Below are 15,414 nucleotides of genomic sequence, written 5' to 3'. Positions count from 1 at the left end.
TAAGCATTTGTATGAAGCATCAATACGTTTCCCGCCTCGCTTCAAGGCGCGGTTCTTCACGACAATGCTACAGGTTTACATTTATTTGGCGTACGGGTTGAATTCATTCGTGTACAGATTTTCCGACTTCACTTGCCCTTCTTTCAATTCTCCGCTAGCTACCAGCCAATCGATCCACTTCTGATGCTCATCCGGCGCGATTACGCCGCCTTCCGTCGCGATGCCCGTGCTTTTCCAATACTTCAGATTGACGGTCGCGTTCTTCCCGTCACGCTTCTCCACGATGCTCTCGAAGCGCTTGATCACTTCTTCACGCGGCGTCGTCCGTTCCCATTCGATCGCTTTGGCGACCCCTTCGACGAACTGCTTCACGGTGTTCGGGTTGTTCTGGATATAATCCTCCGTGAAGAAGTAGTCGCCTGCCGTGAACTCCTTTTGATACACGTCGATATCCTTGAAGATCTCGACGATGCCGCCGTTCTCCAAGGCGCGGTCCCTGGCAATTCCGCTTAGCAGAACGACATCCGTCTGATTGTTGCGAAGCACCTGTTCCGCGTTCGCGGAAGGGACGGTCACCAGCGTCACCTGAGCGATTTCTTCATCGGACAATCCACCCTCGCGCAAATAATCCTTCGTCACGAACTCCAGATGCGCGCCGAATGTATTCACGCCCACTTTCTTGCCGATAAAATCTTTGGCTGTCCGCAGCGGACTGCCCTCTAGCACGTAAGCGCCGATATACGTATGCTTGTCGCTGCCGTATGAACCGATAACGGATTTTATCTTGACGCCCTGCGAGATCGCTTTAATGATCGCTCCGTTGAACGCGGAACCAAAGTCGGTCTGCTTCGTGGCCGTAAGTTGAATCATTTCCGGACCGCCGGTCGTGGTGCCGATCGACTCCAGCTTCACATCTCCGAGATAACCGAGGTCCGCGGCCAATTCCGGGAACGACACGCTCCCTGGCGCTGAATTATACTGAAGCACCTTGTCTTCTTCCCCTGTCGCCTTACTTTCTGATGCGCAGCCTGCCAGAAGCGCTCCCAATATCCCAACCGACACGATCAGCGCCTTCGTTCTCATCCATGATTTACGCATATAAGTTCTCCTGCCTTCAAGAAATGGTGTTGTTGCGGATTACAGATTAGCCGATTGCGCTTGCTTGCGATCTGGATGGGCGGGCAGGGACAGTCCTAGGTTGCCGCGCAGCGTATCGCTCTCGTATTCCGTGCGGAACAGTCCCCGGCGCTGCAATTCCGGAATGACGAGTTCGACGACGTCCCGCAGTCCTTCCGGGAACGTCGGAGGCATAATATTGAAGCCGTCCGCCCCCTCATTCAAGAACCATTCCTCGAGCTGATCCGCAATCTGCGCCGGCGTGCCGACGATCTCGCGGTGTCCGCGCGCTCCCGCGATTTGTTCGTAAACTTCGCGGATTGTTCTCAATCCCTCGCGTTCGGCCAACGCCCGGATCAAGTTCGAGCGAATCTGCGGGTTCGTCTTGTCTTCCGCCTCCGCGAACGCCGGCAGCGGCGCATCGACGTCATAACCCTTAAGGTCTGCGCCGATAAAGTTGGATAGGTATTCCAAGCCGACCTCGGGCAGAATGTAACTGTTCAGCTCCTTACGTTTGGCGATCGCTTCGGCTTCCGTCTTCGCCACGGTGATGAAGACGCCCGGCATTATTTTCAGATCATCCGGCTTGCGGCCGTACTTCGCGAGGCGACCCTTCACGTCCCGATAGAAGGTCTGGGCTTCCTCCAACGTCTGCCACGCGGTGAAGATGACCTCCGCCGTCTTCGCCGCCAGCTCCTTCCCCGACTCCGAAGATCCGGCTTGCACGATGACGGGATGTCCTTGCGGCGTCGCCGGCGTATCCAACAAGCCCTGTACCTTGAACCATTCCCCTTCGTGATCCAAAGGGTGAAGCTTCTCAACGTCCAGAATCTTGCCCTTCTCTTTATCGAGAACGAGCGACTCTCGTTCGACCGATAACCAGAGCTTCTTGACGATGTCGACGAACTCTTCGGCGCGTTCATAGCGACGCGCATGCTCCAGGTGCTTCGGCTTGCCGAACAGCAGCGACTCTTTGTCGTTGGCGGAGGTCACGACGTTCCATGCCGCCCGGCCGCCCGACAGATGATCGATCGCCGCGAACTTACGGGCGACTTGGTAAGGCTCGTTGTACGTCGTCGTCAATGTCGCGGTCAGACCGATATGGCGCGTGACGGAGGCGAGCGCCGCTAGGATGATCAGCGGATCCAGCTTGACGGCCGAAGCCGACTGATTGCCGGAAGCCCGCAGCCCAAGCACGTCGGCGAAGAAGATCATATCGAATTTACCCCGCTCCGCGAGCTGCGCGAGTTCTTGCAAATAAGCCAGATCCAAAGTACGGTCGGCCGCTGTCAGCGGGTGCCTCCAGCTGGCCACGTGATGCCCCGGCAGATTGAAGAATGCGCCAAGCTTCATTTGTTTGTTTCCCATCGTTACCACTCCCAGTTCCCTGTTTTTTTTGATACATGAAAAAAGCTCAGCGGACAAATAACGTCGTAACGTGATTTGTCCGCTGAGCTTCCGAGTGATCGGTCAGCCAATGGCTCATATCCAACTATACCAATGGGAATATACTATCATCCCAAATGGAAATGTCAATACCCGGCAAGGACGGCGTGGACGTTACAGGGGCTGTTCGAATAGCCAAGAATAAACAAACGAGATGTTACGGAACATAATCAGATCATGATTGGGAGAAAGGAGCTTGCGGACGTCGTTCACAAAGCTGATCGAAAAAATCCCGTTGCTTCATGCAGACCAGAGCGACACGGATCAGAAGTTAACCGAGGCAGAGCAAGGGAAACTATGGGCGACATATATCGGCAATACAATGTCCATTTGCGTGCTGAGTTACATGGCGCGACATGCGAAGGACCGAGAAATCAAGGAAATCGTGAACCATGCGCTGGGGCTTACCCGTCAATTCGTGACCTTCACCAAGGATACTGATTGAGCACGGTTGGCTGGAACAGCCGCCCCAAGCCCCGGACCGGGAGGCTCTAACCAAGTCGTAAACCGCTTAAGCGCTGCCAATAAACGTAGGCCTGCTACCGGTCCTCTCCCCATTGGATGAAATTGCTACACAACAATATGTTCAATAGTGACGATATCCTATTAGAGACACATTTAAATCTAGTAGGAGTTGATATAGGTTGAAGAAAACCCTTAAGAGCCTTCGCTTTCGGCTGACGATGATGATTCTTGTACTCACGTTGGTCCCGCTCGTCATGCTTGCCGCCATCCAGATGAATCAATTCAAGAGTCAGCTTACGACAAGCATCAAAGATCAAGAGATTGGCATTGCGAAGAGTAATGCCGAAGCGACGGACCTCTGGCTCCAAACGAAAATCGCCGCTATTCAAAAAGTGATCGAAGGCGTCCCTAACTTCAGCAGTCTGGATGCGCTTGGGAAAAACACGGCCGTGCAGCCGATCGTGAAGACCGACCCGGAGATCGTGATGACGATTGTCTCCGACGCGGACGGGAATATTCCGGCCGAGGATGGCACCGTAACGGATATTTCGGATCGGGAATATTTTAAAATCGCGAAAGAAACCAAAAAACCTACCGTGAGCGACCTGCTGATGATCCGCAGCATCGAACAGCTCGGGGTTACCATCGCCGTTCCCTTCTTCGACGCACAAAATCAGTTTCAAGGCATCGTCATCGATGTCGTATCGGCGGAATCGTTGAAGAGCAACTATGAGAAGATCAAAGTCGGCGAAACCGGATATGGCAATCTTCTCTCTAGTAAAGGCGTGTTCATGCATCACCCGGATGCGGATAAGGTGAACAAAACCTACCAAGAAGCGGTCAGTGAATCCGCTATCTCGGCATATGATACGGTCTATTCGAAGGATTCGGGCGCAGAATCATACACGAACGAGGATGGAGTAGCGAAGATCGCGGCCTTCGCCACGGTCGCTACCACCGGCTGGAAGGTCATGGTGACGGTGCCGGAAAGCGAAGTATTCGCCGACCTGCAATCGAGCCTTAATCAGACCGCTTTGCTGATCGTGATCACCATTCTGATCATCGTCGCGATTTCCGTCTTTGCGGCCGGCTATATTTCGGTGCCGATCAAGCGGCTATCTGAATATTTGAATGTCATGGCCGCTGCAGACTTTACGCATGCGCTGCCGGCCTTGCTGCTCAAGCGTACCGATGAGATCGGACATCTGGCCCAAGCGGTCGAGCAAATGTCGGCATCCATCCGTCAGGTTCTCGGACAGGTGGTTAACGAAACGACGAACGTGAAGAGCAATATCGGACATTCCTCGGCGAGCATGAGCGCCTTGGCTGCCCAAGTCGAGGACGTATCGGCCACAACCGAACAAATGTCCGCAGGGATGCAAGAAACGGCCGCAATGGCGCATGATATGAATGCGACGTCTTCCGAGATCAAGGATGCCGTGACCTCCATCGCGGTGAAAGCGCATGACGGTTCGTCGATGGCCGACGAAATCGCCGTTCGTGCTCAGCATCTGAAAGAATCCGCGGTTGTTTCGCGTCAATCCGCCCAGGATATCCGCGGCGTCATCGAATGTGAATCAAGAGCAGCGATGGAACAAGCGAAAGCCGTCGAGCAAATCCATGTCCTGACGGACTCCATCCTGCAGATCACGGGCCAAACCAACCTGCTCGCCCTGAACGCCGCCATTGAGGCAGCGCGCGCCGGCGAAGCCGGCAAAGGGTTCGCGGTCGTGGCCGGCGAGATTCGCAAGCTCGCGGAGAATTCGGCGAAAACCGCCGGCGAGATTCAGAACGTAGCCACGCTGGTCATGAGCTCCGTTCAAGCCCTGACCAAGAGCTCCGAAAAAGCACTATCGTTCATTGACGATACGGTCATCCATGACTACAACGCGATGGTGGCCAACGGCGAACAGTATTACAAAGACGCGGGATCGGTGCAAGCGCTTGTCACGGACTTTAGCGCGACGGCCGAGCAGCTGCTCGCTTCGATTCAAAATGTGGCGCAGTCCATACAAGAAGTGACCGCTTCCAATAACGAGAACGCGTCCGGCACGCAAAATATTGCGGAGAAGACATCCGACATGCGGATACAATCCGAACAGCTGGCTGCCATGATGCTTCGGACGGAAGAAACCGCGGCGCAGCTGCTGTCAGCCGTCGCGAAATTCAAAATCTAAATCAGCATGAAGAGGCCGGCGCTTTCGGCCTCTTTTTCTTTTGGCCTCAAATAACAATGGCCAACACAGCAATTCCTTGCTGCGTTGGCCATTATTTTGGATGAACCTTGATTTATAGCTTTAGATCCGCCGAGGAGATGGAATCCCTAGACAGTGAACTCGATTAACGGCGAATTCGCCGTATTTTGCGTTTTTTGCCGGACGTTGCCCGCGAACGTCATGGAGAACGTGTTCGACCCGGCCAGCAATTCCTTTCTGGCGATGCCGCCGTTCGTAACCCCGAGCGTCTGCCAGCCATTCGCGGCATAATAGGCGGCTTCCCCGCCGTCCACCGGTAGGCCCTGAGCATCTCGCAGCTGCGCCGTTACGCTCACGGTCTGGAAGACGACGACCGGATTGACTAAGGTATCTTGCGACTTCTGCGAGATCGTGCCGGCATAAGTCATGGCATACGTGTAAGTGCCGGGCAGCAATTCCTTGGCCGCTTCGCCGCCGCTCGTGACGCCGAACGTCCGCCAAGTATCCGAGTAGAAGGACGCTTCACCTCCGTCTAGCGGATTGCCCGAGCTATCCTTCAGCTGCACGTTGACCTTCACCGTCTGGAAAGCAACGACGGCGTCGGCGGATACATCCTGCTCCTTCTGCACGTTCTTGCCTTCATATTTCATCGCGAACGAATAGGCGGCGGGCAGCAGCTCCTTGACGACTTCTCCTCCGCTGACCGGGCCGAAGGTGCGCCAATTGTCGGAGTAGAAAGAGACCTCTCCCCCGTCGAGCGGACTTCCCGAACTGTCTTTCAATTGAACCTTGACCTGGACGGTCTGGAAGGCGACGACAGGCTGGCTGCCCGTATTAACGGTTCGTTGAATGGTTTTCCCTTCGTACGTGATGGCGAAGGTATACGATCCGTCCGTCAGCGGCTTGTTTGCCGCTCCCGACGCATCCGTCGTTCCGAAGCTCTTCCAGCCTGCGGCGTAGTAGCTGACGACGGCGCCTGCCAACGGGTTGCCGCCGCTGTCCGTTAATGTCACCTTGACGGTCGTCGCGCTGATCGCGAATCCCGTAGTTGGCGCGGTCTCGATGTTGCCCGCTTTATCCGCGGTTCTGTACCGCACGCTGTAAGTTCCTTTACGGTCGAACACGACCGGCGCCGCGTACGCTTGCCAGGTGGTGCCGCCGTCTAGACTATATTCGGTTCTATCCACTCCGGCGCCTCCGGCGTCGCTTGCGCCCAGCGTGAGCGTGACAGGTCCCGCGTACGCGCCGTTCGGCCCGTCAGGCTGCTCAGGCGACAAGCTTGCGCTCGTGACCGGCGCCGTCTTGTCGATGTTGCCGACCGTGTAGGCGGCTTCGTTGGACACTTGCCCCCCGGCGCTTGTTGACCTCGCGAAAATCGTATTGTTCGAGGCGAAGACGACGGGTACCGTATAAGGCGTCCATGCGCCGTTTGCGCCGAGTTTATACTCTTTCGTCGCGGCCTCAGCCGGGAAGCGTACGGTCACGACGACGTTGCCGTTGGTCGGCGCGGTATTGTCGGCCGCGAACGTCGCCTCGGCCGGAGCCGCCTGTGCAGCAGGTTTGAACAAGGCGACGTAATCGATCAGATTTTGGCTTTTGAACCTGCTCGCGCTGAAGCGGACCGTATTAATCGATGACGCGGTAGAGTTGTAAAGGAACTTGATGCCGTTCACTCTATAGATGCCATTCGCCGCGTCGAGCGTACCTGGTGCGTCGACGGCGCCCGAATATGACTTGAACGCGTCCGCCTGAATGGACAGATCGTACGTTTTCGCGGTCGTGTCCAGATCGATGCGAAGCGTGATCCATTGGTCTTTCGGCAGCTTGAATACCGGGCTTGCAGTCGGGATTTTGTAATCCTTGAAGGTTCCGGTTCCGGCGTCCAGATTCCAGTAACCGAAGTTGCCGTCCGAGAAGACCGTGAAACGGACAATGTCGCTGTTCGCGCCGCGGATCTTCAGCTCGTGCGCGCCGAGCAGCTTGTTCATGAACCGGGTCTCGAACGTCACCTTCCCGCTCAGCGCGTCGTTCGTCCGGAAGGCGACCGGGCTTTCCGTATAGTCCGAGGTTGACGGCTCGTAATTGTCCGTCATCTCGAGCGCTTGGCCGCCTTCCGCCAAGGCAACCACGTTAATCGTGGTCCCGTTAGGCGTTTGCGGCGTCCACCCGCCTCCGGCCGCCATCGTCCCGAGCGGCAAATTATCGAACGAATCGTAATATTCGCCCGTGCTGCCTGCCGTTGGCAGCGTGACCGTCACGGAAGGACCGTTATCCGTCTCTTGTCCAGGCGCGCCGGTCGCCTGGATCCGGAACGTATAGGTTCCTCCAGGTTGCAGACCGGTCGCGTCATATTGACGGGCATCGCCGGACACCGTCGCGACCTTCGCGAACGGCTGTGTTCCCTGCTTGCGATAAATCGAATACGAGGCTGCGCTGCCGGAGCTGACGGCTGCTTGATCCCATTCCAGCCGCGCCGCGGTCTGGAACAGGTGGACCGGCCGGACGGCAGCCGCGGATCCCCAAGCCGGCAAACCGGTTGTGTCTTTGTACATCGCGACGTAATCGATCAGGTTTTGGCTTTTGAACCGGCTCGCGTTGAACCGGACCGTATCGATCGATGACGCGGTGGAATTGTACAGGAACTTAATGCCATTCACTTTATAGATGCCGTTCGCTTTGTCTAGCGTGCCGGGTGCATCGGCGATACCCGGATAAGTCTTGAACGCTTCGGCCTGCATGGACAGATCGTAGGTCTTCGTTGCCGTGTCCATGTCGATGCGAAGCGTGATCCACTGGTCTTTCGGCAGCTTGAAGAGCGTACTTGCGCTCGGGATTTTGTAATCCTTGAAATTTCCGGTGCCAGCGTCCAGATTCCAGTAGCCAAAGCTGCCGTCCGAGAAGACCGTGAAACGGGCGATGTCGCTGTTCGCGCCGCGAATCTTCAGCTCATGAACGCCGAGCAGCTTATTCATGAACCGGGTCTCGAACGTCACCTTCCCGCTCAGCGCGGCGTTCGTCCGAATAGCGATCGGGCTTTCCGTATAATCCGAGGTTGACGGCTCATAATTGTCCGTCATTTCCAACGCTTGGCCGCCGTCCGCCAGGGGAACCACGTTTATCGTCGTCCCGTTAGGCGTTTGCGGCGTCCATCCGCCCCCGGCCGCCATTGTCCCTAGCGGCAACCCGTCGAACGAATCGTAATATTCGCCCGTGCTTCCTGCCGCGGGCAGCGTGACCGTCAAGGAAGGACCGTCCGTCGTTTCATTGTTTTCTCCATCCGTTGCCTCGATCCGGAATTCATACGTCCCGCCCAGCGTCAGACCGGTCGCGTCATAGGCGTGTACATGGCCATCTACCGTCGCGATTTTCGCGAAGGAGGACTCGGACGGTCCCTTCCGATAAATGGCGTAGGAAGCGATGCTGCCGGATGCTTCCATCGCCGGATCCCAGTTCAGCCTGGCCGCGGATGCGAACAGATGAACCGCGCGAACAGCGGCCGTACCGCTCCATTCCGGCGGCGTCGTATCGCTTAGGATAAGCGGTTCGCTGCCGAGCGATGGGTTGCCGCTCGTATCGACGGCCGCGACGGTAATCGAATAGTCTGTATCTGCCGTCAATCCCTGGATGGTCGCGTTCGTCGTCCCATTCGGCACGATCGACTTCTGCGCGCCGTTGACGTAGATCGCGTACTCCTTCACTGCGACGTTATCCGTCGAAGCCGTCCAGCTGATCGTCGCCGTCGTATCCGTGCGGGAGACCAGCTGCACGTTGCCGGGCACGCTCGGCCGCTCCTCGTCGGCCTTTGTCTCGATCAAGCCGATCCAGTCGAGGTTCATCGCGCCTTGCGCATTCCACATGGTAATGTCGACGGGTCCAGCAGGCAGCTGCTGATCCGATTTGACCCGAAGGCCCTTCCAAGCTTCCGGCGTTCTGCCCCAATCCGGCTTGCCGTCGGCCCCATTCGTTACCGGCGCTTCGATATAGTAGTACTTGTCGCCGATCATGGCCAGCCGCCCGGTCATCGTCCCTACGGGCTCGAAGCCTGCGACGTACTTCAGGACCAGATCATATTTGCCGGCTTTCGGCACGTTCAGCGTCCACTTCGCCCACTGACCCGTGCTCTTCCAATCGCCGAGACCCGTTCCTCCCGAAAGGAACGGACGGGTCATATACTTGCTGAAGGTACCGCCGCCGGAAGTTGAGAACGATTCCGCTTCCTTCCACAATAGGTTAAGCGTGGATCGCTTGTTCTCGGGATCGTTCCATACCAGCGCCTCGGCCGTGCCGCCGGTTTCGATGCGTCTGAGTTTCAGTTGGCTGATCGCCCCCCGTACGATGACGGTCGCGTTGGCCTCTAGATAGACGGTGTCCGGTCGCCCATGCTTCTCGAATACGAAGCCTGGCGGCGCCTCTTCAACTTCGTATAACCCGGCTTCATTGTTCAATTTCCCCCAGCCGACCGGCACGCCTTCCGTATCGCTATGCGCTTTAAGCGTTACCGATCCCGCTGCTCCGCCGATATTCGTCTGCATGGTCAGGTTAAGCAGTGCTTGCGGCATCGCAGCATTGTTCAGCTTGAAGGCATGCTGCCCTTTCTCGACATGCATAATCAGCATGTCGCCAACTGTTTCCCACTGTACCCCGCGCGCATTCACGCCATCCGCGACCGTGCCGCCGCGCGGGAAGTCCGTACCGTTATCGCCGTCTCTCAGCCTTTCGATGCCTGGCGCTTTGACGGCCACCCGGGATTGCGATTGACCCGAGACGGTCACACGTTCGCCGCTATACGCAATCGTGGACGGCTGATCGCTTTCGATCAACGTAATGCCATTCTTCGCGACTTTCGTTCCGTCGACGAGCAGCACCGAATCTCCCTTTAGCGCAACGGCCGAACCATTGAAGCGGATCGTTCCCGCATCGATCTCCCCGCTCGTCGTCGTAAGCCGCACATAAACAATGGTGCCGTCCGCGAAAGCAAGCGTTAAGTAATCCCCGTGGTTTTCCGATACGATGTTCGACGCGGAGGAATCGCCCTTGTAGGCCTCCATCGTGGCAACGTATGTCGCGGCACTGGTCTTCGGCGTAATGAACGCGGCATGGACCTGCTGCTCCGCGGCGAATTTGCTGAGTTCTTTAGGCTTCACTTCGTTCCCGGCAATCGCTAGATATTGCTCTTCTTTCTCCGTGCGCAGATTACCCGGGGAGTGAAACTTGACCTTCAGAGCAGCCTCCCCTTTCACGATCGTGGCACCAGCGTTATCCGTGTCGATATCAAGTTCGTCTTCTGCATGCAGCCGCCATTCGAACTCGTTGCCTTGCGGATTCGCGGACTTCAATCTGTCGATCACGACGAATACGTTCGGACGCAAGTAAATGACGTCGCGGTCCGCCTTCTCCAGCGCGCTTTTGTACGCGGTCTTTGCATCTGCGCTTACCGCATCGAATAACGGCGTGGTGATGAAGCTCTTCACCTTGCCGTCGGCCTCGATGTCGCGCGTCGCCTGACCGGTCTTCCCGTCATACGTGATGGCGTTCGATGAGAAGGTCTGGATCGTATATTGCAGATTATGAGGGCTGTTATAGTCGTCGTAGTAGCCGGTCTCCACGGCGAGCGATTCGCCGAAGGCGTTGACGATGAAGCTGTTCTGATCGGCGTGGCTGTGATTGTAGCTGCCGAACGGACTCGATTTGAAAAACATGGACACGCGGTCGGGATCGTACAGACTGGAATGCATGGCGACCAGCCCGACGTCCTGGAACCAGCGAGCATTCGGCAGATCGACCGGCGGACGGGCTTCCAGCTCGTCGTCCCCGTAGAAGTAGTTGTTCGGGCTCGCGTCCGGACCGGTGCCGATCGCTTCGGCCGACCACTTGAGACGCGGGTCTCCGTTCTCCTGCGCCAACCGGTTCAGGATGGAGACGCTTGGTTTGCCGGGTAAGTATTCACTATCGTCACCGAAGATCCCTTTCGGGATGCCATGGGGAAAGGCGTATAGCGGATACATGCCTTCGTTCCGCGAATAAGCCTTGTCATAGAGATTCAGACCGGTGGAGGATAGCAGCACGTCCATGAACTCTTGGCCGATGGACGCGGACCATTGCCAATAACCGGTTCCTTGCGCCCAACCGCCGTCCTCTCCGCCCCACGGCGGAAGAATATTGATATAAGAAGGCACGACTTCGCGGTACCATCCTTCCGCTTCCTCGATATCGCCGAGCATGGCGGTCGCGATGATGCCGATATAGCCGAATGCCGACCAGCCGTGGGAATCGTAAGGATTTTCTTTGATTTTGTGATTGCCGGAAATCAGCTTCGACACCATCGTTTCCGTGCGCGTCTTGACCATGTTCTCGACGGTCGCCCGTTCTGCGGCGGACAGATCGTCGTACAACCAGTCGTACGCGATCGCCGCGTACATCGCGAGGGAACGATGGACTTGGTCCTGCATGTCATAGCCGGTCGACCCGGCCGGGTCCCAGGCGGCGATGCCAAGGAGCCGCTTCTTCGCTTCGGCAAGATAGACCGGTTCGTCCGCGATCAGATAGACGAACGCGGCGTCGAGCAGCCGTTCTCTGGCTTGAACGGCCGCGTTCGTCATAGCGGTAACCTGAGCATCGTTATCGGGATCGTTCACGATCGGTTCCGCAGGCGCCGGATTCGTACCGAGCAAATGACTGTCCACCAAAGCCTTCTTCGCCGCGAAAATTTCCCGACCGCTCGTCTGGGCCAAGCCGCGGAACGCTTCCAAGGTGTTCGCGGTCGTCCAGATCCGCGGATGACTCGCGGGGACTTCGCCGATCAATTCGTCAATCGGGGGCACGACGAAAGGAACGTTCTGCTCCTCGATCCGGAACTTCCTCACGTCGCTCCATACCGACCAGCCCTCGACAGGCTTATGGAACTTAACTTTCCAATACCAGGTACCGCTGTCGAACTCTCGAGGGAAATTATAGAAATTATCCGTAAGGTCCGACTTCTCGTGCACGGGGCTTGCGACCGCTTGGTCGCGGCTGACCTGCAGATGATAACCGTCCGCGCCGGGTACTGCCGGCCATCTGAAGTCCGGCGGATTCTGCGTCGTCGTCAATCCGTCCGGAGCGAACGGCATGCGTAAACCGCTTAGCACCGAGACCGGCCACGCGGGCGCGGGGTCTGCGGCTTGCGCGTTTCTTGCCGCCCCTACATCAATCAGACCCACCACCATTGCCACCAACAGCCAGATCGCCATTCGTCTTGACTTCGTCCTACTCCTCACCGTACCATCCCCTTCTTCGTTCGAATGATAGTCGTGCCGGATACAAACACGCGATTGGAGAAAACGGTCGCGATTCGCGATTCGCGTTCCCTTCCTCGCTGTCTCCAGCGTAACCCGCTCTCCCGAGCGCCGCATATCGACGAAAACGATTGAACGTTCAACTTTTTCGCTCTTTTCCAAAAAAAAGCCCAACTTCGGGAAAAGCGATCAGTTGCGAAGCTTAAGCGTAATGATCAGAAGGTTTGTTAGGCGCGCGAGCGTTATCGTGAAAACAAAAAAAGCCGCATATATGCGACTTTTAAGGATATATCTTCTTGTCATCAGTCAGTTGCGAATTATTATGAACATCCTTTGGCTTTCGAGCATAACGGTTCTCTATAGTATTGGCGAATGCGAAGTATGACGTTCATGCGTATAATCGACAAGCGCTTCCTTGGCCCGCTGGACATCATCTTTATGGACCTGCAGATTCATGGCCGAATATTGACCTGACGTAGCGGCGGCAAATCCGGATACCGGCTGACCGTCCTGCTCGCGGATACGAGAACGAATGCCCTTACCCTGCAAATAGGCGTGTTTATTCTGTAACTCCCCCGCCTGATTTCCCGGCGCGGTCAGAACTGTTGTCCAGCGGCTGGTGCGGAATAGTATGGCGACCACAATGACGAACACAGAGACACCAACGATAATCAGAATTGCATTCATCGTCACTCACCTCTTCGTTCTAGGGAGAATCCCCTGTTTCCCTTACCATAACCATCGCCGTTAAGCCGTGAAACAACTGATCAAGCTCTTCAGCTTGGAATTTTTCATTCCGGCGTGTCCTTATCTCGATCGCGCTCAGATTCTTTAAGGCTCAATAGCAGCAGATTAGTCCTCCACATTCGCGACCGGGCGCGCCCGGCCTGCGCTTGCCTTCTCTACCTTGACGGGAAAGCAGCATCCTGCTCGCAGACTAAATTCCCATGACGGTATCGTATGCCGCTATCATATAGTAGACGATCAACGATCCGCACACGATCAAATGCGATAAGTTCAAAATCAAAAGAAATCTGAAGTTGGTTGGCTCCATTTTTTGACTAAACTGAATGACGATTAAGAGGGTTGCGATGATAGACAGGAAGAAACTCGCAAACGAACTAAAGATTAATACGCCAATCAAGTAATATCTATATTTTACCACCTTCTTTCATTACGCCATCGTGAATTTATCGTAAAGCAAGTCATTTTTGTATCGAAGCAGCTCGAGCGCGTGGGCAACGTCCGTCTCCGTGCGCAAATGAACCGAAACCCAATTCGAATTCGGCAGCACGTGGTGCGGCACCGCCTTGCCGAGCTCGACCGCTTCGTCGCGCGCGGCCTTAGGCAGCGTGAAATCGACGAGCGTGACGCCATGGATATGTCCGATTTCCTTCCCATGCATGACGAACTCCGTCCCGCCGAACCGATGCGGCCGAAGCAGCACGCCGGGCCAAGTACGAACCGTTGCGATCAGTGCCCCTCCATCTTTACTCGCCACCATGCCTTCACCTCCCCTCGACCGTTGATGCAGATTTGGTCTTCTGGTCCGGACGGAACCGCATCCGGTAATACGCGAGCAATCCGGCATGGACGAGGATGAAACTTGCAAATAAAAGAACGTACATGCGGGCATTCGTGCCCGCGGCGAGCGGAATCCACCCGGGCGCATCCAACTCGAGCAGCAAGCCGTAGAGGCTAGCGGCCATCGCGGAGGCGATGCCGTTCGTCATCTGAACCAACCCCATGCCGACGCCGGCCTGATCGTTCGACAGCGTCTTGGATAGCGAGCTTGCGACGGCGACTTGGATGAACGTCTGGCCGACGTTGCCGAAGACGAGGAACAACGTCAGCGTCCACGCGGGCGCCGCCCCGGAGAATGCGGCGAGCAGCGCGAAACAGAGCATCAGCAATCCGGATGCGAGGGTGTACAAGCTGGCGTCCCCCCTCCGGTCCGCTAGCTTGCCGCCGCTGCGGCTCAGCGCGGACGAAGCGACGGCAGCGGGTACGAGCGCGAAGCCGATCCATTCGGATTCGAGCCCGTAGACGTCCGCGAGCAGTACAGGCGGCAGCAGCGCCATGCCGCTCGCGACGCAGGCAATCAACGCCGCGATGCACAATCCGCCGGCGTACTTGCGATTCCGAAGCAGCGCCGGCTGCACGAAAGGTTCGGACGCGGTCGCAAGACGCCATGCGAGCATGCCTAGCATCAATGCCGCCGCTGCGAACAACTGCCACGACATATAGGTGGCCCCTAGCAGGGCGAACGCGATCGTCGCGGCGAGCAGCGCGCCTCCGAGCCTATCGAGCTTCCCGGGATTCGGGTCAGGCACGTCGTTCACGTATTTGCGGAAGAACGGCACCAACGCAAGCACGAAGATCGGCGGGACGAACAACCAGCGCCAATCCAAGGCGGAGAGCATCAGCGCGGCCACGACGGGACCGAGCGCGGTGCCGAGCGCCAAGCCGGCGGCGGTCATGCTCATCGCGACGCCGCGCCGCTCCCGGGGGAAGTAACGGATCGGAATGAGCATCGCCGCAGCCGGGACGACCGAGGCGCCGGCCGCCTGCAGGAGACGGCCGGCCAACGCTTGCCAGAACGCCGAAGACGCGAAGCCGACCAGCGAACCGACGGCAAAGACGAGCAGCCCGAACGTGATCAAATTTTTCAACCGGTATCGGTTCGCCAGTTTGCCGTACACGACGCTTCCGATCGCATAGACGAGAAGATAGCCGGAGGAAAGCCAACTCGCTTGGGCAAGGTCGATCCGAAATTCCGCTCTCAGTTCCGGAAGCACGATATTGAACGTCAGCATGCTCATCGCGCTGAACACGGCGGTGAACAGCATGACGCGCATGATGAGCCGTCCGGCAAGTTCTTTGGCTGAAATCTGCATCAGAGCAACATCCTTCCCTCT

At 56.9% G+C, this 15,414-nt stretch carries 8 protein-coding genes; 2 read left to right on the top strand and 6 right to left on the bottom strand.

Annotated elements, in window-relative coordinates; translation table 11 throughout:
* Window positions 1–81: 81 nt before the first annotated feature.
* Both BCM02_RS02080 and BCM02_RS02075 read right to left on the bottom strand, forming a co-directional pair.
* Window positions 82–1,098: an ABC transporter substrate-binding protein gene (locus BCM02_RS02080; protein ID WP_246183151.1), complete on the bottom strand. Its 1,017-nt coding sequence runs from the start codon at window positions 1,096–1,098 to the stop codon at window positions 82–84.
* A 39-nt stretch (window positions 1,099–1,137) separates the two neighbouring features.
* A complete protein-coding gene (locus BCM02_RS02075) occupies window positions 1,138–2,484 on the bottom strand; it encodes an LLM class flavin-dependent oxidoreductase (protein WP_148927383.1) in 1,347 nt (448 codons plus the stop codon).
* Window positions 2,485–2,758: 274 nt separating this feature from the next.
* Between BCM02_RS02075 and BCM02_RS02070 the strand changes: the two genes are divergently transcribed.
* Window positions 2,759–3,007 (top strand): DUF3231 family protein, encoded by a 249-nt coding sequence (locus BCM02_RS02070; RefSeq protein WP_246183150.1) that lies wholly within the window; start codon window positions 2,759–2,761, stop codon window positions 3,005–3,007.
* Window positions 3,008–3,206: 199 nt separating this feature from the next.
* Window positions 3,207–5,204: a methyl-accepting chemotaxis protein gene (locus tag BCM02_RS02065; protein WP_148927382.1), complete on the top strand. Its 1,998-nt coding sequence runs from the start codon at window positions 3,207–3,209 to the stop codon at window positions 5,202–5,204.
* Between the two features lie 146 nt (window positions 5,205–5,350).
* Here BCM02_RS02065 and BCM02_RS02060 read toward each other — a convergent pair whose 3' ends face one another.
* The 4 genes from BCM02_RS02060 to BCM02_RS02045 all read right to left on the bottom strand — a co-directional run bounded on the left by BCM02_RS02060 (window position 5,351) and on the right by BCM02_RS02045 (window position 15,393).
* Entirely contained in the window at window positions 5,351–12,478 is a 7,128-nt protein-coding gene (locus tag BCM02_RS02060; protein ID WP_187433968.1) for a DUF4962 domain-containing protein, read from the bottom strand.
* A gap of 375 nt (window positions 12,479–12,853) precedes the next feature.
* Window positions 12,854–13,183, bottom strand: a complete 330-nt coding sequence (locus BCM02_RS02055; RefSeq protein WP_148927380.1) for a hypothetical protein — start codon at window positions 13,181–13,183, stop codon at window positions 12,854–12,856.
* A gap of 487 nt (window positions 13,184–13,670) precedes the next feature.
* Window positions 13,671–14,000, bottom strand: coding sequence for a luciferase domain-containing protein (locus BCM02_RS02050; RefSeq protein WP_425466136.1), 330 nt, complete (start codon window positions 13,998–14,000; stop codon window positions 13,671–13,673).
* Window positions 14,001–14,004: 4 nt separating this feature from the next.
* Entirely contained in the window at window positions 14,005–15,393 is a 1,389-nt protein-coding gene (locus tag BCM02_RS02045) for an MFS transporter (protein WP_148927379.1), read from the bottom strand.
* Between the last annotated feature and the right edge of the window lie 21 nt (window positions 15,394–15,414).

This window comes from Paenibacillus methanolicus (assembly GCF_008124765.1).
GTDB lineage: Bacteria > Bacillota > Bacilli > Paenibacillales > Paenibacillaceae > Paenibacillus_Z > Paenibacillus_Z methanolicus.
The sequence above is the reverse complement of the archived record's forward strand: the minus strand, read 5'-3'. Positions and strand labels throughout refer to the sequence as shown.

What these genes read in the sequence shown, in the direction of transcription:
- BCM02_RS02080 (WP_246183151.1), bottom strand. Translation starts at nt 1,098, where the DNA reads ATGCGTAAATCATGGATGAGAACGAAGGCGCTGATCGTGTCGGTTGGG.
- BCM02_RS02075 (WP_148927383.1), bottom strand. Translation starts at nt 2,484, where the DNA reads ATGGGAAACAAACAAATGAAGCTTGGCGCATTCTTCAATCTGCCGGGG.
- BCM02_RS02055 (WP_148927380.1), bottom strand. Translation starts at nt 13,183, where the DNA reads ATGAATGCAATTCTGATTATCGTTGGTGTCTCTGTGTTCGTCATTGTG.
- BCM02_RS02050 (WP_425466136.1), bottom strand. Translation starts at nt 14,000, where the DNA reads ATGGTGGCGAGTAAAGATGGAGGGGCACTGATCGCAACGGTTCGTACT.
- BCM02_RS02045 (WP_148927379.1), bottom strand. Translation starts at nt 15,393, where the DNA reads ATGCAGATTTCAGCCAAAGAACTTGCCGGACGGCTCATCATGCGCGTC.